The sequence below is a fragment of the Lysinibacillus fusiformis genome, from assembly GCF_003049525.1.
GTDB lineage: Bacteria > Bacillota > Bacilli > Bacillales_A > Planococcaceae > Lysinibacillus > Lysinibacillus fusiformis.
On the sequence record NZ_PYWL01000002.1, the window covers coordinates 471,335 to 490,684 of the forward strand.

Below are 19,350 nucleotides of genomic sequence, written 5' to 3' on the forward strand. Positions count from 1 at the left end.
TATAGGACAAAAATAGATAATTTTTGATACTTCTTCATACGTCTAATTCCTTCATAAAAGACGCACATATACTAGGGAAGAGCTTTTAGATAGGAGGTGTATAAATGCCACATTTTCAGCCGAATTATAGAAGAGGAGTCTATCCTTCAAACAATATGGGAACTTTTGGTCCTCCATTTCGAGGTAGAGCGATGCAACCTAACTATCCACCCAATCAGCAATTTCAAGGTCCTAGAATAGGAGGGAGGTTGCCAGATCATCTAAATACAATTATGGGTCATGCTGGAACGATTACGAATGGCGTAAATATGTTAAGACAGATGGGGGCACTATTAAGTTTATTCAGATAAAAGAAAGAAACCCTCTTAAGAATGCTTTCTTTAAGAGGGTTTCTATTATGATTAATGGGATGGGACAAGTTCCTTTTCGATAATGGAGCGGTTTTTCTCTTTAAATAGTTCATTATGAGAGGACACCATTCCATGGCGATAAGCAGTTGGCTCTAAATAAGTTTTAATAGAGTTGACCGCATTGGCTGCATCTTGGAATGTCCCAAGTAGCAAATTAATTTTTCCTTCAAATGATAAAATATCTCCTGCCGCAAAAATACCAGGCTGTACGGTTTCACCTGTTGCTTTGCCTTCAAAATAATAATCATCCTTTTTAGGAATCGAAATCGCTTCATCAAACGTGAGGGACGCTTCACAATTATAGCCATGACTAATGATGACCTCATCAATTTGACGAGTGTAGCTTTCCTTTGTTTTTGAGTTTTCACATCTCACTAATTGAATAGCCGTTTTATCGTCATTTGCTAAAAGCTTTGTAATCGTCGTATTACATTCAATAAGGACGCCAGCATCAATAGCTTCTTTTACGGTTGCCTCATGCGCTGATAATGTTTCTTTACGGTAAACCACTGTCACACTTTTAGCGATAGGGCTCAGTTCGACAGCCCAATCAATGGCCGCATTGCCGCCACCAGAGATAAGGATATCCCTATTTACAAAACGTTTGTAGGATTGAACGGTATAGTGTAAATTGGACATTTCATATTTCTCAGCACCTTCCAGCGTTAGTTTCTGAGGATTAATAATCCCTCCACCAACCGCTAGTAGAACTGTTTTTGAATAATGCCTTTCACCAGTTGCTGTATGTACAATAAATAGATTTTCTTGTTGTTCAATAAAATCTACTTTTGTGTTTGTTAGGATCGTAGGGTCAAATGTTTTAGCTTGCTGGATCAATTGTTTAACAAATTTCTCGCCTAAAATAGGGGGGTGACCTCCTATATCCCAAATAAGCTTTTCAGGATAAAGTAATACTTTTCCACCAAGTTGAGATTGGCTCTCTATTAATTTTGTTTTTAATCCTCGTAAACCACTATAAAAGGCGCTATACAAGCCAGCAGGGCCTCCGCCAATAATTGTCACATCATACACATGTTGCATTTTTATTGCCACATCCTTAATTAATAGTAAAAAAGTAATTGACAAAATCTTATCATAAAATTAGACTAATTTTAGTGATAATGATTATCATTTTTAACAGTGCCTATAATAGCATGGAATGAAGTAAAAAGAAAGAGAGGGTCCGAATTGCGTTTAGAAGTAGAATCGATTCGTGTTGGTTATGAGAATAAAACGATTGTGCATGACTTATCGCTGCAAATTCCAGATGGCAAAATCACAACGATCATTGGATCAAATGGTTGCGGAAAGTCTACCTTATTAAAGGCCATTACACGTATTTTAAAGCACGAGAGTGGACAGGTCATTCTGGATGGTCAAAATATTTCCAAGATGAACACGAAAGAATTGGCGAAAGAACTGGCTATTTTACCGCAAAGCCCAGAAAGTGCACATGGTTTAACAGTGGAAGAGCTTGTATCCTACGGTCGATTTCCCTATCAAAAGGGCTTTGGCAATTTATCACAGAAAGATAAAGAGGTCATTGACTGGGCTTTACAGGTGACAAAAACAGAAGACTTCCGCTTACAATCTGTAGATGCTTTATCAGGTGGACAGCGTCAACGAGTGTGGATTGCAATGTCTTTAGCTCAAGAAACCGACATTATATTTTTAGATGAGCCGACAACCTATTTAGACATGGCACATCAATTAGAGGTTCTAGAGTTACTTTATAAGCTCAATGAAGAACAAGGGCGCACGATTGTTATGGTCCTCCATGATTTAAATCAAGCTGCACGTTTTTCTGATTATATTGTGGCACTGTCACAAGGAGAGCTTGTGAAATTTGGAACAGCTGAAGAAGTCATGGTTCCAGAAGTATTAAAAAAAGTGTTTAATATTGATGCTGTAATTGGTCAAGATCCACGAACGAACAAACCAATGTGCATTACATATAACTTATTACAAACCGTTTAAAGGAGAATGAAAGACAATGAAGAAGTGGTTATTACCAATGTTTATGATGCTTGTACTCGTACTTGCGGCGTGCGGCAATAAAGAAGAGAAAACAGAAAAGGCTGATGAAGGCTCGAAAGAAGCAACTTCAGCTGAGACAATTACTTATCAATCAGAAGCAGGTCCTATTGAAGTACCGGCAAACCCTAAACGTGTAGTCGTATTATCTTCTTTTGTAGGGGATTTATTACAGCTTGATGTTGATGTTGTCGGTGTAGATGCATGGGCAGCAAAAAATCCAAACTTTGAAGATGCTATTAAAGATGCAGTAGTTGTAGAAAATACAGATGTTGAAAAAATTCTTGAGCTAGAGCCAGACTTAATCATTGGTTTAAATGGTATTGAAAATGCTGATAAATTATCAGAAATTGCACCAACTGTATTATTTACGTATGGGAAAGTAGATTATTTACAACAATTTATTGAAATCGGTAAAGTTGTCAATAAAGAAAAAGAAGCAACAGCATGGGTAGAAGATTTTAAAGCACGTGCAGCAGAATCAGGTGAAAAAATTAAAGAAAAAATCGGTGAAGATGCAACTGTAACAGTGGCGGAAAACTTTAATAAACAATTTTATATTTATGGCGATAACTGGGGTCGTGGAACAGAGATTTTATATCAAGAAATGGGCTTGAAAATGCCTGAAAAAGTTAAAGAAACAGCTTTAGAGCCTGGCTACTATGCAATTTCTCAAGAAGTTTTAGGGGATTATGCAGGGGATTATGTGATTTTCAGTATGTTCCAAGACCAAGATAACTCATTTACAGATGCAGCATGGTTTAAAGATTTAGAAGCAGTGAAAAATGGTCATTTATTTGAAGTGAATGCAAATGCCTTTTATTTCAATGACCCGATCACTTTAGAACATCAACTAAAGTTCTTTGAAGAAAAATTTTTACAATAATTAGTAGAGAGTAGCGAAGGCAAATGACAAAGTTTCGACAGTTACCATTTTGGCTTCAGGTATTGCTTGCATTGATCGTATTAATCGGCACGGCTAGTATCTCGCTGTGCTTAGGTGCAGCGAATACGAGCATTCAAGATGTCTATCAAGCAATTGTCGGACAAAGTGGTGGTAAGCATTACACGATTTTACGTGAAATTCGATTTCCTCGTATCATTGCTGCCATTTTTGTTGGCAGTGCACTCGCAGTTGCGGGAGCGATTATGCAGGGGGTTACACGCAATCCATTAGCTGATCCAGGGCTACTTGGTTTAACAGCAGGGGCAAATGCTGCCCTTGCTTTAACGATGGCGTTTATCCCGAAATTTTCCTATTATACGTTAATTTTAGCCTGCTTTATTGGGGCTGGAATTGGTATGATGATCGTTTATGGGATCGGTGCCTCTACTAAGAAAGGTTTCTCTCCATTGAGACTTGTTTTAGCTGGTGCAGCAGTTACTGCTTTATTACAAGCGGTTGCTGAAGGCACGGGCATTTTATTTCAAATTTCCAAGGATGTTTCGATGTGGACAAGTGGCGGATTCATTGGCACGACATGGCAGGCGTTATTGATCGTTCCGGTCATTGTCATTGGTCTCCTATTGTCATTTGCTTTTAGTCGTCAATTAACGATTTTAAGTTTAAATGAAGAAGTAGCGGTAGGTGTTGGGCAAAACACAACTTTGATTAAAGGTATTATGATGTTTGCTGTCGTTATTTTAGCAGGCTCTGCCGTAGCTCTTGTTGGGAATCTAGCATTTGTTGGCTTAATGGTTCCGCATATTGTTCGCGCATTTGTAGGGACAGACTATCGTTTTGTCTTACCGATGAGCGCAATTATTGGCGGCTGGTTTATGGTGACCGCTGATTTTGCAGGACGTATGATTAATGCACCATTTGAAACGCCGGTTGTAGCGATTGTTTCGATTCTTGGTCTACCATTCTTCCTACTATTAGTACGGAAGGGAGGACGCCAATTTGTTTAAAGAAGGTCGCAAAAAACAGCGAAAATGGTTTTTTACTTGGCTTATCGTCACGTTATTCATTTTTGTTTTAGGCATTTCTTTAGGACCTGCCTCTGTTTCGTTTGATCGCATTCTCCCAACCTTGCTAGGCGATGGTAGTTTTAAAGAATCCTTCGTATTATTCTCAGTTCGCTTACCAAGAATGTTGGTATTAGCAGCGGCTGGGATGGCATTAGCTTTAGCAGGTGCAGTCCTACAAGGGGTTACACGCAATGATTTAGCAGATCCGGGGATCATTGGTATTAATGCAGGGGCAGGTGTCGGGATTACAGTCTTTTATTTACTTGTAAATGGAGATCTTCCACACTTTGCTTATATATTGCCAGTTGTAGGATTTTGTAGTGCGCTTTTCACTGCCCTTTGCATTTACTTTTTCTCTTATCAACGCAATAAAGGAGTGCAACCCGTCCAACTGATTTTAATTGGGGTAGGGGTAGCCTCTGCTTTATCTGGCGTAATGATGGTATTAATTTCCTCAGCAGAGCGAAGTGATGTGCAATTTATTGCCCAATGGCTTGCAGGTAGTGTTTGGGGTACGGATTGGCCATTTTTCTGGGCTTTAGTGCCTTGGCTTGTCGTGGGGATTCCGTATATTTTCTATAAATCCAATGTCCTAAATGTCTTGGCGATGACGGAGCAAACAGCTGTAGGTCTTGGGATGAATATCGGGCGCGAACGGTTACGCTTATTAATCGTCGCTGTGGCACTAGCAGCAGCAGCAGTTTCTGTAACAGGTGGTATTGCCTTTATAGGGTTGATGGCACCTCATATTGCCAAACAGCTTGTCGGACCACGCTACCAATTCTTTTTACCATTGACATTATTCATTGGCGCAAGTCTATTAATGCTGTCCGATACTATTGGTCGTGTTGCCATTGCTACTGCAACTGTACCAGCGGGTATCATTGTTGCCTTTATCGGGGCACCTTACTTTTTATATTTATTACGGAAGAATGTATAGAAAAGTGATAGCACGAGTAAATGGATGCACGAAAGCAAAGGCTTTTGAACTACTGAAATGAATGAAAGATTTATTTTACTAAATGTATATGGCAAGTTTTTAGGAACCTCATTTGTTGAGGTTCTTTTTTTATATAATCAAGACAGAAGGTGAATAAATGATTCTATTAGCACGTCGAACATTGGAAACACAGAAGACACTAGAAGCCATTGTTTGAAGACTCTCAAACTCTCACCGGGAGTACTCGAATTATGATGAAAACTAAAGACGTTTAAAGGCTGGACACGCAGGCGAACAGCGTGTGGATGCAGAATGGCTTGAGATAGACCTACCTACCCCCTATTATTTTCTCCATGATTTTCAAACGATGAATAACTTCGGCTCTACTCACCAAATGGACACCATTTTTCTATGTCGACACTTTTTACTGATTGTAGAAATCAAAAATATAACAGGCGTTCTCTCATATGATACCGCCTTTGCACAATTGACACGGATGACCTCAGAAGGCAAGGTAGAGGGAATGACTGACCCATTTCTTCAACTTGAACGACATGTAGGATGGATGAAAAAACTGTTACATCAAGAAAAATTTCAATTGCCTGTTTTGCATGCAGTCGTGCTAGTAACAAAAAATGGAATTTTATCAGAAGGTTTTCATGGACAGCCAATATTTCATGTAACCGGATTACGTACACATTTACAAAAATGGTTCGACCGGCATCAACCAGTAGAGACTGAAAATCTCTTTCGATGTGCTATGCACCTTATGTCCCTGCATAGCACAATAAAAAGAGAGGTGAAGGTGCCTCTTGAGGAGATGGTAAAGGGGGTTCTATGTCCCCATTGTGCGAATGGTCAGCCAATGAACTACCATTATAAAAAATGGCATTGCCCTCGCTGTAAATGGGTCGACCAGGATGCATTGAAAAAAGCCCTCGAAGATTATCGATTATTAGTAGGTCCAAAGCTCACCAATAAAAGCTTCCGCGAATTCTTTGCCATCGATTCCCCAAACGTCGCCTACAAGCTACTACAGCAGCTCCCATTAAAAGCAGACAGAACAAAGAAACATAGACAGTATTGAATCATGGAATAGAAACGAACTACAATTTAGCCAGACTGAATTGTAGTTTTTTTGTGGGGAGATGGTGAGGCAAAGTGAGCGGAACATCAAGAGTGACGGATAGAGGGAGGAAAGTGACGGATAAAACGGAAAAAGTGACGGATAGAGAGTGAAAAGTGATGGATACGCATGAAGAAGGCGCGGGTGGAGAGGCGAAATGAGGGAATCGCAAAGAGTGACGGATAGAAAAGGAAAAGTGACGGATACTCCTGCTCACTTTCTACTCCTTGTCCATCCTTTCTCTTCTCCATTACAGCCGACTAATAAAAGTGACATAAATACCATGCCTGAAATTATACCCTTTTTCATTATTTCTCCTTCTCCTTCCAAAGAAATTCACCACTTCATCAAGTGTTACATAAAAAATAACGAATTTAACCAAAATACCCTTATTTTATATACTAGAAATCCCAACTAGACAAATAAAGATTTTAGGTATATAGTTAGCTAGGCTAACTATTATAAAGAGGAAGTGATCTTGTGACAAGTGAGCAGGAGTTTTTTAATCAGTATCGTTTAATGTATAGACCATTTATCAATAAGCTGAATGTGCAACTTGAACCGTATCAGTTATATAGCTCACAGTGGGCAGTTCTTCGTTTTTTAAAGGATAAAGGTCCGCATTCCTTTGTGGATATCGCGAATTTTATGTCTATTGAGAAGCCGAGTGTGACGAAGCTTGTACATAAACTTGTGGAGCTTGGCTATGTGGAAACGATGGCGGGCAAGGATAAGCGGGAAAAGCTTGTCCATTTATCGGCGTATGGGGAGAAGCTTGTGCAGGAGATTAAAGCGCACTTGAAGCCATTTTTTGAGCATGCACTGGCAGGTGTACCTCAGCGAGATATTGAAATAGCGACACAGGTTTTTGAAAGAATTTGTATGAATATTAATCAATAGGAGAGCGAGTAACGTGGAAGGAACAACAAGAAAGAAACTATGGACAAAGGATTTTTTAATTGTCTCACTCATTAATTTTACCATTACGTTAATCTTTTATTTATTAATGGTTACGATTGCTGCTTATGCAGTGGAGCATTTTAATGCGTCTACAAGTACAGCGGGTCTTGTATCGAGTATTTTTATTATCGGGACATTATTAGGGCGTCTTGGAACGGGCCGTATTATTGGGGATTGGGGCAGTAAGAAAACATTATTTTGTGGATTGCTTTTATTTATGCTGTCAACGATGTCCTATTTTATAGCAGGGAATTTACCTTTACTTATGCTAAATCGTTTAGTACAGGGGATTGCCCTAGGGGTGGCAAGTACAGCGACGGGGACGATTATTGCACAGATTTTACCTCCTGAGCGACGCGGTGAAGGAATTGGTTATTATAGCTTAAGTGCGATTTTGGCCACAGCTATTGGACCATTTGTCGGTATTTTATTAACGCAGCTGTTTGAGGATTACCGCATGATTTTTGCTGTAGATTCAGTTTTAGCTATTATTTGCTTTTTCATGTATTTTATCGTAACAGTGCCAGATGCACCGAAGAAGGCGAAGGATGCGGCAACGAAGGCTGGCTTTAAGGTGACAAACTTCATTGAATTGCGAGCTGTACCGATTGCTTTTGTTGCACTGGTCATCGGTTTTGCGTATTCAGGCGTCATGTCCTTTATGACGTTTTATGCGAAGGAGCTTGATTTAGTATCAGCAGGTAGTTATTTCTTCATTATCTATGCGATTGTCATTTTAGCTACACGTCCATTTACAGGAAAATTACTGGATACAAGAGGCGCTAATATTATCATTTATCCATGTTTGGTGATTTTTGCTATTGGTATGTATGCATTTAGTTCAGCGTCAACAACGATTGCTTTTTTAATTGCTGCTGCTTGTATCGGTATTGGCTATGGTAACTTCAACTCTGTTGCACAGGCTATTGCTATTAAAGTAACTCCGAATGAACGTTTAGGACTTGCGACATCTACTTACTTCATTTTTTATGATTTAGGATTAGGTGTAGGGCCATATTTCTTAGGATTATTTGTTCCATCTGCGGGCTACAGAGCCATATTCTTTGCGATGGTCTTTGTCATTTTATTATCAATTGTGCTTTATTATTTCTTACATGGTAAACATGAAAAATGGAAACAATCAAAAATTTCGTAGATTAGAATCATTATATTGTGGAAAAAACGTCTTTTTTCTAGTTGTTCTTAGAAAACAACTTAAAAATGACGTTTTTTTCTTTTTCAAAAAAATTATCTTGCATTAGAGGATGATAATCATTATCATCACAATATAAAACAAAATCGGGAGTAGGTACGAAGTATGAAAAATAAATCATTATTGTCAGTATTAGTAGCAGGAGGCATTCTAATGGCTGGCTGTGGTAATACAGAAGATACAAAAAAAGAAGATAAGCCTGAAACAGAGCAAACAGACAAAGCTGCACAAGAGGTTGATTTATCTTCTGAACTATCAGACTATCAACAATTTGCTTTAGAGCAAATGGATCAATTTTTACTAGAAACAGAGAAATTTGTGAATCTTGTTAAGGCTGGCGATATTGAAGGAGCAAAAGCTGCCTATGCACCAGCGCGAATGTATTTTGAACGTTCTGAACCAATTGCGGAAAGCTTTGGCGACCTTGATCCACGTATTGATGGTCGTTTAGCTGATATACAGGAAGAAGGAAAAGGCGAAGAAGAATGGTCAGGCTATCATAAGCTTGAGTATGCGCTATGGGAAGAAAATACAACAAAAGGCTATGAGGCTGTGGCTGACCAGCTACTTGCAGATGCGAAGGAATTACATGCCCTTGTACAAACAGTTGAAGTGACTCCGGATTTAATGATTACAGGTGCAGTTGATTTATTAAATGAAGTGTCCACATCTAAAATTACGGGTGAGGAAGAAATTTACTCCCATACAGACCTGTATGATTTTAAAGCGAACATTGAAGGTGCTGAAAAAATCTTTGAAATTTTACGTTCAAAATTAGAAGCGAAAGATTCAAAATTAGTCACAGCACTTGATGAAAAATTCAAAGCGGTGGACGATTTATTAGCACAGCATGCAACTGCCGATGGTGGTTATATATCCTATGAGGAATTAACAGAGGACAACACAAAAGCGCTTGCGGCAGCGGTGAATCAGCTTGGAGAACCATTAAGTCAAATGGGAATCATTTTGGAGTGAACATAAATGACAGCATCAAATGAAGAAAAATGGATGAATAAAAAAATCTCTAGACGTGATATGTTGAAACTGACAGGCATTGGGGTGGCAGGTGTTGCCATTGGTGCCTCTGGTTTAGGTGGTGTAATGAAAGCAATGGGCTATGATGTTTTTGAGCCTGTGGCTGACAGTACTACGGCAAGCAATAAGGTCAATTTCTACGGCAACCATCAGTCAGGTATTGTAACACCTGTACAAACGAATATTTATTTTGCTTCTTTAAATGTGTTAGTGACATCGAAGAAGGAATTGCAAGAGTTATTCCAGCAATGGACACCTCTTGTTGTACGTTTAATGAATGGTGAATTAATGGCTGATATTTCGTCGAATACGAGAGTACCGACTGGTGATACCGGTGAGGCAGAGGGCTTAGATGCTGCCAATTTATCAATTACTATTGGTGTGGGTGCTTCCTTATTCGATAAGCTTGGTATGCAGCATTTAAAGCCAGCGGAGTTAAAGGATTTACCACATTTCCCAAAGGATCAGCTACTGAAAGAATATACAGGTGGTGATTTGTGTATTCAGGCTTGTGCAGATGATCCGCAGGTGGCATTCCATGCGGTCCGTAATTTAGTGCGTGCAGCATCTGGGAAAGTGGAGATTAAATGGTCACAGTCTGGCTTTAACTCGTTTCCAGCAGGTGGTGGGACCCCCAGAAATCTTTTTGCATTCAAGGACGGCACAGTGAATCCATCCATTACAGATGAAAAGGATTTAAAAAAGGTTGTTTGGGTGGATAAAGGCTGGCTAAAAGGCGGCTCTTATTTAGTTGCACGTAAAGTGCAAATGCATCTTGAAACATGGGATCGTACATCTTTAAAAGATCAAGAAGCTACATTTGGACGTTACCGTGATAGTGGGGCACCGATGGGTAAGACAAAGGAATTTGATGATTTTGATGTAGAGGCGAAGGATGATAAAGGGAATTATATTATGCCTGATACATCACATGTTCATTTAGCCCGTAAATCAGGAGCTCGTATTTTACGTAGATCCTATTCCTATGCATCAGGTGTGATGTCGAATACAGGTACTCATGATGCGGGGCTTATCTTTATTTCATTTCAAAAGGACCCAGCCCAATTTACAACGATACAAAATAGCTTAGGGCGTATGGATAAAATGAATGAGTATATTACCCATCGAGGCAGTGCAGTGTTTGCTTGCTTCCCTGGTGTACAAAAGGGGAGTTATTTAGGTGAAGCACTTTTTAACGCGCTGTAGTATGGTGATTGCTTTAGTTCTGACTTTAGCTTTACCTGTGCAAGCTGCGCAATCGTATAGTCCTTTATATATTGCGATTAGTGATGCATTGATGAATACGAAGCAGGATAAAGAGGCAGAGGCGAAACAGGCGATTGAACAGTTTGCCACAGACTGGGCTAAGGTTTCTTCTGAACAAAAAGAGGCGAAAGCAAAGGTTGATGAGATCCTTGCGCAAGCAACAGAGGCCAAGTCAAAGGATGACCGTTTAGAGGCGTTGTCAGCATTGTCGAATGCACTACGTGCGCTAGAAAAACTGGAAAACCCAGTGGATGAGGCTGCACAGCGAGCAGAGTTTGGGCAAAAGATGAAGCCAATTTTGGCAGACTTTGAAAATGCTTTAGCTAGTGGTGATGTTCAGGCTATTGATGAAGCCTACAAGGATTTTAATCTTAAGTGGAATAAAAGTGAGCGACCTGTACGTGAGCAAAGTATTGCCATGTATGGGCAAATCGAAACACAGATGGCATTTCTACGAATCTCTATTTCTGCGGAAGAGCCGGATATCGCATTAATGAAAACTCAATTTGCAGATTTACAACAAACGATTGTAGATTTTGTAGCGGGTAAAGAAACGGCTGAAGCGGTAGAAGGGGACTATTCGTTAGCTACATTAATTGCTTATATTGATGAGGCGTTGGACTATGTAGATGATGGTGATTATAAGGCAGCCTCTAATAAGGTTCGAGAATTTATTACGATTTGGCCACGAGTTGAAATAGAAATCTCAACTCGTAATGGTAGCCTCTATACAAAAATTGAAAGTGATATGCCCATCATCGCGAGTGATTTATTAAAATCCTCTGTCGATCAAGAGGCTATTACGAAAAAATTAAATACCTTCCGTACGGAAATTGAGTTAATTCAAGGTGATTCAGATTATACAGTTTGGGATGCCGCGTTAATATTACTTCGAGAAGGGCTAGAGGCTTTACTCATTATATTAGCTCTTGTGTCATTTCTTAATAAATCAGGGCAGAAGAAAATGCGTAAATGGATTTATATCGGAGCGTTTGTGGGCGTTCTGTTATCAGCTGTTGCCGCAGTTCTTATGTCAACGATTTTAAATTCGGCTACAATTGATACGAATCGTGAATTAATGGAAGGCTATGTAGGCTTACTGGCTGCAGCAATGATGATTGGTGTAGGTATCTGGCTGCATAGTAAATCGAGTGTGGTCAGTTGGAATCGCTATATTTCGAAGCAAATGGGCAATGCCATTTCAAGTGGCTCTATTTTTGCGATGGCAGCGATTAGCTTCTTATCCGTTTTCCGAGAAGGGGCAGAAACGCTTGTCTTTTATGCGGGTATTGCACCGAAAATGGCGACTTCTCAATTTATCCTAGGGATTGTCGTGGCGCTCATTATCCTTGCCGTGCTTGCCGTTGTGTTGTTTAAGGCAAGTGGCAAAATGCCTATTCATAAATTCTTTGCCGTAGCGACATGGCTTATTTATATATTAGCCTTTAAAATTATCGGTGTCAGTCTGCATACATTGCAGCTAACTAATAAGATTTCTACAACGATTGTTGATGGCTTACCTGTCATAAGCATGATTGGTTTCTATCCAACCGTAGAAACGATGATTGGCCAAGCGATATTACTAGCATTGATCGTGGCAACCATTATTTATAAAAAGAAGCAAGCCTAAGTGTCTTTAGCAAACGCTTATGGCCGGAAAGGGATGTCTCTTTAGAGAGGCATCCTTTTTTACTGCCAGTGAGCTGGACGTTTAATATAAGAAGGTAGTTTAGTAGTGCTGTCACCTTGTGCGGCATTGATTTGCATTTGTGTTAAAAATAAACTTGTCGATAGATCTGCGCCGCGTAAATTGGTATCACGCATATCAGCCCCAATGAAATCTACCCCTTGTAAATTGGCTCCTTGTAAATTGGCAGCAATTAAATAGCTACCTCTTAAATCAGTAGCTCGCAAATCTTTCCCCTTGAAATTTTTACCCATCCAATCAGCACCACGCTGATTTAATTTGGGAGAAGTTTTCCCCTTTACTAGCTGTTGCCGCATTTGTTCGCTTGTTTTTAAAAGAAGTGCGTTTACTGGCATACGAATAGCAATTATGTCCAGCGCCAATAGGCTATTAGCGTCAAGCTCCGTTGCCTGCTGTAGCTGCTCTAATTGAACGAGGAGCTGTTCATGGAGCGTATCGTCAACAGGATAGGAGAGAGCTTCAGCTACATACGCAATCATTTCATATAGCTGCTCCATAATTGGAAACACTTGAAACATCTTCTCAGCATGTTCTCGTGATTGGCGCCAATCTTGCCCTTTAAATGTCACTTGGGAAACTTGCTGACCGGCCCCTAAGCAATCAAAAACAGTACAGCCTTTATAGCCACTTTTTCTTAGCTTGCTATGAATTTGACAGCTATAGTCCTCCTTTAAATTGGAGCATGGCTTGCCTGCTGGTTTATCCATGGCAAAATCACTAGAAGCCACTATATTTAATGCTGTACAACATAACCCAAAACAGCTTTGGCAATCTGCCTGTAAGATTTCTCGGATTGTCGTGCCAAACGATGAGTCTCTATTTGTTAGATTTGACATCCTCTTTTTCCCTCTCTTACCTCATAAACTTAGCTATTATTTTAGCATGTACATGCTAGCTTATGAAATATGAATACAACCATATTTTGAAAGACAGGTGCGATTATGGTATTCTTCTTCACAAGACGTTGTATAGAAAATTTAGAAAAGTAGTGGTGGTTGAACATGGGGGTAACGGTAAAAGATTTATTGCAATTGCCATCCTTTCGCGGGGCAGAGGTTTTAACAGGTCGAGATAATCTGCATCGCACGGTCTCTTCTTTATCCGTTTTAGAAGTATCGAATGTTGATTTTTATTCGAAAATTATCAATCGTGTGCAAGAGGAATGGTATGCAGAAGAACTGGTGATTAGCTCCTTTTATTCCATTCGAGATAGTGTGGAACAGCAATGTGAAACAATTCAGCATTTACACGATTTAGGAGAGCTGGGCCTTATCTTATATTATGTTGGTATTGTGTTGCCACATATACCTGAGGAAGTGCTTGCCTTAGCCGAATCTCAAGGGTTTATTATCATCTGTATGCCAAAGAATGATTATTCTCTCCGTTATAATGAGGTTATTTATGAAGTTATGGAAGCGATTGTTAGTAATCAGGGTGTCAATGACCACTTCGTTAAGGAAACATTAGAGAAGGTATCCTTATTGCCTGAGCATTTAAGAAGTGTCGAAATTACATTGAAAATGCTATCAGATCGCTTGAAAGCCAATATTCTGTTAACAAATAGTCATTTGGATATTATCAATCAAGTCATGTGGCCAAGAAATTCATCATTAGATGTGGTCCACGCTGTGCATGAATGCTCACAATCACAAGTTTATCGTGAAACAGGTAAATTCGAGTTAAAACGAAGTGATATCTCATGTGTGATTGACTATAAAAGAGTGCATCAAAAAAATGGGGAGCCTCTCTTTTTATTCCTTATAAAGGAAAATACCGATTTACCTGCCAAGACAATTGAAAAGGTGAGTGAGGTTGTCCAAGTCGCAATTAATTTATGGGGAGACAAGCATGATGAGGTCAGCGAATATGCCTTAGTCAAAGCAATCATTAATGATGAAAGTGAAAAAATGAGAAGATTAGCCAATCTCCTCCATATTGATGTTTCTGCTATTCAAATGATGTGGTTAGTTTATATGCATGATTTAGCGGATGAAAAAAAGGTTCGAAATGAGTTAGAAGAGCAGCTGTCTAAATACTATCAAACAAGAGTCATTCAATGTATTGACCATTGTATGATTGTGCTACTCGGGAATTGCTTGTACAAACACCATGAGTTGGAAATTACTGTCGAATATAATGAAACTACCAATTATGCTGGGCAAATTGCAGAAATCGTCTATGCTCCAAAAATGAAAAACACAAAGGCTGTTCGTCAAATGTATCAGTTGGTCAATCAGGTAGGTGATAAAGCCAACACGATATACCCCATGCGAAAATTGTTTACGGCAGCCGAGGTTCGTTCCATGAAACGAGCTATTGATATAAGTAAGCAGGGGGAAGAAATGATTGAGGAATATTTATCAGTCATTGACCCTATTTTACATGATCATGATACATTACAGACATTGATTACCTTTTTATTGGATGCGAATGCAAGTGTGGAGCGCTGTGCGGAACTACTTTATATTCATAAAAATACGGTGAAATATCGTATCAAAAAAATTAGTGAGCTGATTGGCACAGATGTGACCATTTACGCTGAATTTTATGATGTGTATATGGCTTGCATGCTTTTTCGATTAATTAATGATTAGAATAATCTGGAATTTTGTTATTTTGAACAAAATTTCAGATTATTTTTTTTATTTACGCAAAAGACTCCCTTTTATGCTTTCTTTATAATTAAAAACATTAATCCACACCCAAGAATAAGGAGGGAGTCGCTTGAGAAATGACAACAATGTTCAATCGTGGTATAGCTTAGGGATTATTTGGGCTGGTGCCATGATATGTATTCCTAGTTTATTGGTAGGAAATGCACTCATTACAAGTATGAGTTTATCGAAGGCATTGGCTGTAGCGTTTGTAGGCTACGCGATCGTCGTATTCATTATGATATTACAAGGAATGCAAAGTAGTGATTTAGGTAAGCCGACTGTCCATGTCGCTGGGCAAGTGTTCGGTAAAAAAGGCTCTCGTACTATTTTATCTATTATCCTAGCTATTGCTTGCTTAGGGTGGTTTGGTATTCAGGCTAATGTTTGCGGGGTTGCCTTAGCGAATTTGCTAGCAATCTATCACTTGAATATACCAGTTCCTCTAGCTTCGTTCATAAGCGGTATGGTCATGGTTGTATCTGCTATTTATGGCATCAAAGTATTACGTACATTAAGCTATATTGCTGTCCCATTATTAGTCATTATTTGCGTATATGGTTTAGTCCAAACGTTAACAGGGGATCAGCTGGAGTTCATACGTGCTTACCAACCACAAGGAAATATGAGTTTTATGGATGGTTTAGCAGTGACAATTGGTTCATTCGCATTAGGGGCAGTTATAGCGGGTGATTTTTTCAATTTTCCAAAAAACGTTCGGATGTTTTCAAGGCTGCTACGTTAGGTATTATTCCTGCTGGAGTGCTAATGATTGGCGTAGGCGCTATTTTAACAATTGCTTATCAAACAAGTGACATTACCGCAGTCTTTTTGCATATTGCTACACCATTTATCGGCGGGGTTGGCTTGATTTTAGCTACTTGGAAAACCAATTTGGTCAATGCGATTTCAGGCGGTATTGCCTTAATTAATGTATTTGACGTAGCAAAAAACAAAGAGAGAATCGCAATTTTTGTTGCTGGAACAATTGGTACGATTTTAGCAGTCATAGGGATTTTAAATTACTTCACACCGATTATGTCGATTCTATCCGCGATGATTCCACCTGTTGCAGGAGTCATGATTGCTTCCTATTGGGTCATCCATAAAGGTCGTAAAGATAGCTGGGTTGAGGTGGAAGGCGTTAATCGCTTAGGGGTGTTTTCTTGGCTAATTGGGGCAGTGATTGCCTGTATGCCCGTCGTATTCTCTTTATTTCCTGAATTGCCGACATTACCTAATCAACCGATGATCGGCATTATTATTTCATTTGCTATTTATTATATTGGGTATCGTGTATCCGTACAAAAAACTGTCATATTGGAGGAACATAGATGAGATATTTAGATCAAGCGGCTATTGAACATATAGCTATAGGTGCAGCATTTTTAGGAACAGGTGGTGGCGGAGATCCGTATATCGGGAAATTAATGGCACTTTCTGCTATTGAAAAAAATGGCCCTGTTCGGTTGTATTCCGTGGATGAAATTGAGGATGAGGATTTTTTCATTCCCGCAGCTATGATGGGAGCACCATCGGTTTTAGTTGAAAAATTTCCTCGTGGCGACGAGTTCGTAAAAGTTTTCCAAAAGCTTGCGCAATATTTAGGGAAGGATAAAATTGCTGGTACATACCCGATGGAAGCGGGTGGGGTCAATTCGATGATTCCGATTGTGGTGGCTGCTCAGCTAGGTTTACCTTTAATTGATTGCGATGGTATGGGGCGCGCATTCCCAGAGTTGCAAATGGTGACGTTTAATCTAGATGGTATTTCGGCAACCCCTATGGCCATCACAGATGAAAAGGGTAATATCGGCATTTTTGAAACGATTGATAATAAATGGACAGAGCGTATCGCCCGCTCGGCAACTGTTGAGATGGGAGCGAGCTCTTTAGTGAGCTTGTATCCAACAACTGGAGCTCAAATTAAAAAAAGTGGTGTGCATCATATTGTGACACTTTCTGAAAAAATCGGTGAAATTATTGCTTCTAAAGATCAAGAGGTAAACGATAAGCTAGCAAGACTTTTAAAGCTTATTGCAGGGTACGAGCTATTTCAAGGGAAAATTGTTGATGTGATTCGTGAAACGAAGGGCGGCTTTAACTTAGGGAAAATGCTTCTTGAAGGAATTGATGGCTATAAAGAGGATCAAATGAAGGTGCATTTCCAAAATGAAAACTTACTGGCAGAGAAGAACGATCAAGTTGTGGCGATGACACCTGACCTGATTTGTTTAGTCGATTATGAAACACTATTGCCTGTGACGACAGAAAGTTTAAAATACGGTAAACGTGTGCGTGTCATTGGTTTACCATCACATGAAAAATGGCGCACAGCAAAAGGGATAGAAACAGCAGGACCAAAATACTTTGGCTATGATTATGATTTCGTGCCAATTGAAGAATTGGTGAAAAAGGGGGTAGCTGAACATGTATAAAATCGGAATTGACGTAGGCGGAACAAATACAGATGCCATACTTTTAGATCATAATAGTCAGCTTGTTTATAGTGTGAAGTCACCGACAAGTTTAGATATTAAAACAGGTATCGAACAATCGTTACAGCAATTATTACAGGGTGCAAACATTGATAAAACGAAAATTACACATGCCATGCTAGGGACTACTCAATGTACAAATGCCATCGTTGAACGTAAGAAGCTAGCAAGGGTTGGTGTGATTCGACTGGGTTATCCAGCTACAGCATCGGTGCTACCTTATACAGCTTGGCCATCCGATATGATTGAAAAATTATCAGGAAATTATGCGATCGCACATGGAGGCTATGAATACGATGGCCAGTTATTGAGTGTGCTTGATCAGGAAGAGATTACAAAGCTCTTAGAAGAATGGCGTGACCAAGTAGAATCAATTGCCATTGTAGGTGTCTTTTCATCTATTAAAAATGATCAAGAATTGCAGGTTCGTAATTGGATTCAAGCGATCTATGGTGAAGATTTCCCGGTTTCTTGCTCATCGTTAATTGGCTCTGTAGGCTTAATTGAGCGTGAAAATGCAACGATTCTAAACGCAGCTCTATGCAAGGTCATTGAGGCGACAACACAGGGTTTTATTCAAGCCCTTCAAGCGGAAGGCATTTTTAATGTAGAAGTGTACCTCTGTCAAAATGACGGTACATTAATGTCCATCGACTATGCGAAGCAATTTCCAATCTTGACGATAGCTTGTGGGCCTACAAATAGTATTCGAGGTGCTTCGTATTTATCACAAATTCAAAATACAATGGTATTAGATGTAGGCGGTACGACTTCGGATATTGGTGTGTTACAAGATGGATTCCCCCGAGAATCTTCAGTAGCGGTGGAAGTAGGGGATATCCGCACTAACTTTAGAATGCCTGACATTATTTCAGTCGGACTAGGTGGTGGTAGTATTGTTCGAGTGAAGGATAATAAAATTACCGTTGGACCAGATAGTGTTGGCTATAAAATTAGTGAAGAGGCATTAGTATTTGGTGGGTCGACGATGACAACAACAGATATTGCCGTCCGTTTAGGTCTTGCAGAAGTAGGAGATCCAAATTTAGTGGCACATATTGATGAAGCATTTGCTAAAGCCGTTCAAGAAGAAATTTCCTCGTTACTAGAACAGGCCATTGATAAAATGAAAACATCGTCAGAGGATGTATCGCTTGTTTTAGTGGGCGGGGGTAGTATTATTGTGCCAGAAAAAATTCAAGGTGTTTCAACGATTGCCAAATCGGAATATGGTGGTGTAGCAAATGCCATTGGAGCATCCATTGCACAAATTAGTGGACAATACGAGCAAATTTATATTTATTCCAAAGAACCTCGAGAGGAATCTCTAAAGGATGCACAACATAAAGCAGTGAAACAAGCTGTATTAGCAGGTGCCCTTGCGGATACCATTGAATTGGTTGAAGTGGAAGAAACGCCATTAGCCTATCATCCAGAAAACGCAACAAGATTAAAAGTAAAAGTAGTAGGGAAAATGGTTTAGTGAAGAAGAGTCCTAAAGAGGGCTCTTCTTTTTTAATGCATTAAGAGGTCTG

The 19,350-nt window shown here is 39.5% G+C and carries 15 protein-coding genes and 2 pseudogenes; 15 read left to right on the forward strand and 2 right to left on the reverse strand.

Annotation, left to right across the window (positions count from 1 at the left end):
- Positions 1 to 104: 104 nt before the first annotated feature.
- Positions 105 to 350 (forward strand): hypothetical protein, encoded by a 246-nt coding sequence (locus C9J29_RS07170; RefSeq protein WP_036225075.1) that lies wholly within the window; start codon positions 105 to 107, stop codon positions 348 to 350.
- 51 nt (positions 351 to 401) lie between these two features.
- On the opposite strand, the gene C9J29_RS07175 is transcribed toward C9J29_RS07170, so the two are convergent.
- Positions 402 to 1,451 carry an NAD(P)/FAD-dependent oxidoreductase gene (locus C9J29_RS07175; RefSeq protein WP_090001867.1) on the reverse strand — a complete coding sequence of 350 codons (1,050 nt, stop codon included), beginning with the start codon at positions 1,449 to 1,451 and terminating at the stop codon, positions 402 to 404.
- Between the two features lie 147 nt (positions 1,452 to 1,598).
- Between C9J29_RS07175 and C9J29_RS07180 the strand changes: the two genes are divergently transcribed.
- From C9J29_RS07180 to C9J29_RS07225, 10 genes and pseudogenes are all read left to right on the forward strand, one after another.
- Positions 1,599 to 2,387, forward strand: coding sequence for an ABC transporter ATP-binding protein (locus C9J29_RS07180; RefSeq protein ID WP_036125139.1), 789 nt, complete (start codon positions 1,599 to 1,601; stop codon positions 2,385 to 2,387).
- A gap of 16 nt (positions 2,388 to 2,403) precedes the next feature.
- Entirely contained in the window at positions 2,404 to 3,330 is a 927-nt protein-coding gene (locus C9J29_RS07185; RefSeq protein ID WP_107921852.1) for an iron-hydroxamate ABC transporter substrate-binding protein, read from the forward strand.
- Between the two features lie 23 nt (positions 3,331 to 3,353).
- Complete coding sequence (locus C9J29_RS07190; protein ID WP_008175749.1) at positions 3,354 to 4,355, forward strand: FecCD family ABC transporter permease; 1,002 nt, start codon at positions 3,354 to 3,356, stop codon at positions 4,353 to 4,355.
- Entirely contained in the window at positions 4,348 to 5,355 is a 1,008-nt protein-coding gene (locus C9J29_RS07195) for a FecCD family ABC transporter permease (RefSeq protein WP_008175751.1), read from the forward strand. The genes C9J29_RS07190 and C9J29_RS07195 overlap by 8 nt, the downstream gene beginning before the upstream one ends.
- Positions 5,356 to 5,644: 289 nt before the next feature.
- Positions 5,645 to 6,442 (forward strand): annotated as a pseudogene (locus tag C9J29_RS07200) (nuclease-related domain-containing protein); the annotation flags it as partial.
- Between the two features lie 519 nt (positions 6,443 to 6,961).
- Positions 6,962 to 7,381: a MarR family winged helix-turn-helix transcriptional regulator gene (locus C9J29_RS07205; protein ID WP_107921853.1), complete on the forward strand. Its 420-nt coding sequence runs from the start codon at positions 6,962 to 6,964 to the stop codon at positions 7,379 to 7,381.
- Positions 7,382 to 7,394: 13 nt separating this feature from the next.
- Positions 7,395 to 8,597, forward strand: a complete 1,203-nt coding sequence (locus tag C9J29_RS07210; protein ID WP_008175758.1) for an MFS transporter — start codon at positions 7,395 to 7,397, stop codon at positions 8,595 to 8,597.
- Between the two features lie 162 nt (positions 8,598 to 8,759).
- Positions 8,760 to 9,629 carry an iron uptake system protein EfeO gene (efeO, locus tag C9J29_RS07215; RefSeq protein ID WP_090001875.1) on the forward strand — a complete coding sequence of 290 codons (870 nt, stop codon included), beginning with the start codon at positions 8,760 to 8,762 and terminating at the stop codon, positions 9,627 to 9,629.
- A gap of 6 nt (positions 9,630 to 9,635) precedes the next feature.
- Positions 9,636 to 10,895, forward strand: a complete 1,260-nt coding sequence (efeB, locus tag C9J29_RS07220) for an iron uptake transporter deferrochelatase/peroxidase subunit (RefSeq protein WP_008175764.1) — start codon at positions 9,636 to 9,638, stop codon at positions 10,893 to 10,895.
- Positions 10,870 to 12,585, forward strand: a complete 1,716-nt coding sequence (locus tag C9J29_RS07225) for an FTR1 family iron permease (RefSeq protein ID WP_089984904.1) — start codon at positions 10,870 to 10,872, stop codon at positions 12,583 to 12,585. The genes efeB and C9J29_RS07225 overlap by 26 nt, the downstream gene beginning before the upstream one ends.
- Before the next feature lie 59 nt (positions 12,586 to 12,644).
- On the opposite strand, the gene C9J29_RS07230 is transcribed toward C9J29_RS07225, so the two are convergent.
- On the reverse strand, positions 12,645 to 13,499 hold the full coding sequence (locus C9J29_RS07230; protein WP_089984902.1) for a pentapeptide repeat-containing protein: 855 nt from the start codon (positions 13,497 to 13,499) through the stop codon (positions 12,645 to 12,647).
- Between the two features lie 165 nt (positions 13,500 to 13,664).
- On the opposite strand from C9J29_RS07230, the gene C9J29_RS07235 reads away from it, so the two are divergent.
- From C9J29_RS07235 to C9J29_RS07250, 4 genes and pseudogenes are all read left to right on the forward strand, one after another.
- Positions 13,665 to 15,257 carry a PucR family transcriptional regulator gene (locus tag C9J29_RS07235; RefSeq protein WP_089984901.1) on the forward strand — a complete coding sequence of 531 codons (1,593 nt, stop codon included), beginning with the start codon at positions 13,665 to 13,667 and terminating at the stop codon, positions 15,255 to 15,257.
- A gap of 190 nt (positions 15,258 to 15,447) precedes the next feature.
- Positions 15,448 to 16,655: pseudogene (locus tag C9J29_RS07240) on the forward strand (cytosine permease).
- A complete protein-coding gene (locus tag C9J29_RS07245; protein WP_107921854.1) occupies positions 16,652 to 17,755 on the forward strand; it encodes a DUF917 domain-containing protein in 1,104 nt (367 codons plus the stop codon). The pseudogene C9J29_RS07240 and the gene C9J29_RS07245 overlap by 4 nt, the downstream one beginning before the upstream one ends.
- A complete protein-coding gene (locus C9J29_RS07250) occupies positions 17,748 to 19,298 on the forward strand; it encodes a hydantoinase/oxoprolinase N-terminal domain-containing protein (RefSeq protein ID WP_107921855.1) in 1,551 nt (516 codons plus the stop codon). Before C9J29_RS07245 ends, C9J29_RS07250 begins: the two co-directional genes overlap by 8 nt.
- The last annotated feature ends 52 nt before the right edge of the window (positions 19,299 to 19,350 follow it).

What these genes read in the sequence shown, in the direction of transcription:
- efeO (WP_090001875.1), top strand. Translation starts at nt 8,760, where the DNA reads ATGAAAAATAAATCATTATTGTCAGTATTAGTAGCAGGAGGCATTCTA.
- C9J29_RS07245 (WP_107921854.1), top strand. Translation starts at nt 16,652, where the DNA reads ATGAGATATTTAGATCAAGCGGCTATTGAACATATAGCTATAGGTGCA.
- C9J29_RS07175 (WP_090001867.1), bottom strand. Translation starts at nt 1,451, where the DNA reads ATGCAACATGTGTATGATGTGACAATTATTGGCGGAGGCCCTGCTGGC.
- C9J29_RS07170 (WP_036225075.1), top strand. Translation starts at nt 105, where the DNA reads ATGCCACATTTTCAGCCGAATTATAGAAGAGGAGTCTATCCTTCAAAC.
- C9J29_RS07250 (WP_107921855.1), top strand. Translation starts at nt 17,748, where the DNA reads ATGTATAAAATCGGAATTGACGTAGGCGGAACAAATACAGATGCCATA.
- C9J29_RS07190 (WP_008175749.1), top strand. Translation starts at nt 3,354, where the DNA reads ATGACAAAGTTTCGACAGTTACCATTTTGGCTTCAGGTATTGCTTGCA.
- C9J29_RS07235 (WP_089984901.1), top strand. Translation starts at nt 13,665, where the DNA reads ATGGGGGTAACGGTAAAAGATTTATTGCAATTGCCATCCTTTCGCGGG.
- C9J29_RS07230 (WP_089984902.1), bottom strand. Translation starts at nt 13,499, where the DNA reads ATGTCAAATCTAACAAATAGAGACTCATCGTTTGGCACGACAATCCGA.
- efeB (WP_008175764.1), top strand. Translation starts at nt 9,636, where the DNA reads ATGACAGCATCAAATGAAGAAAAATGGATGAATAAAAAAATCTCTAGA.
- C9J29_RS07185 (WP_107921852.1), top strand. Translation starts at nt 2,404, where the DNA reads ATGAAGAAGTGGTTATTACCAATGTTTATGATGCTTGTACTCGTACTT.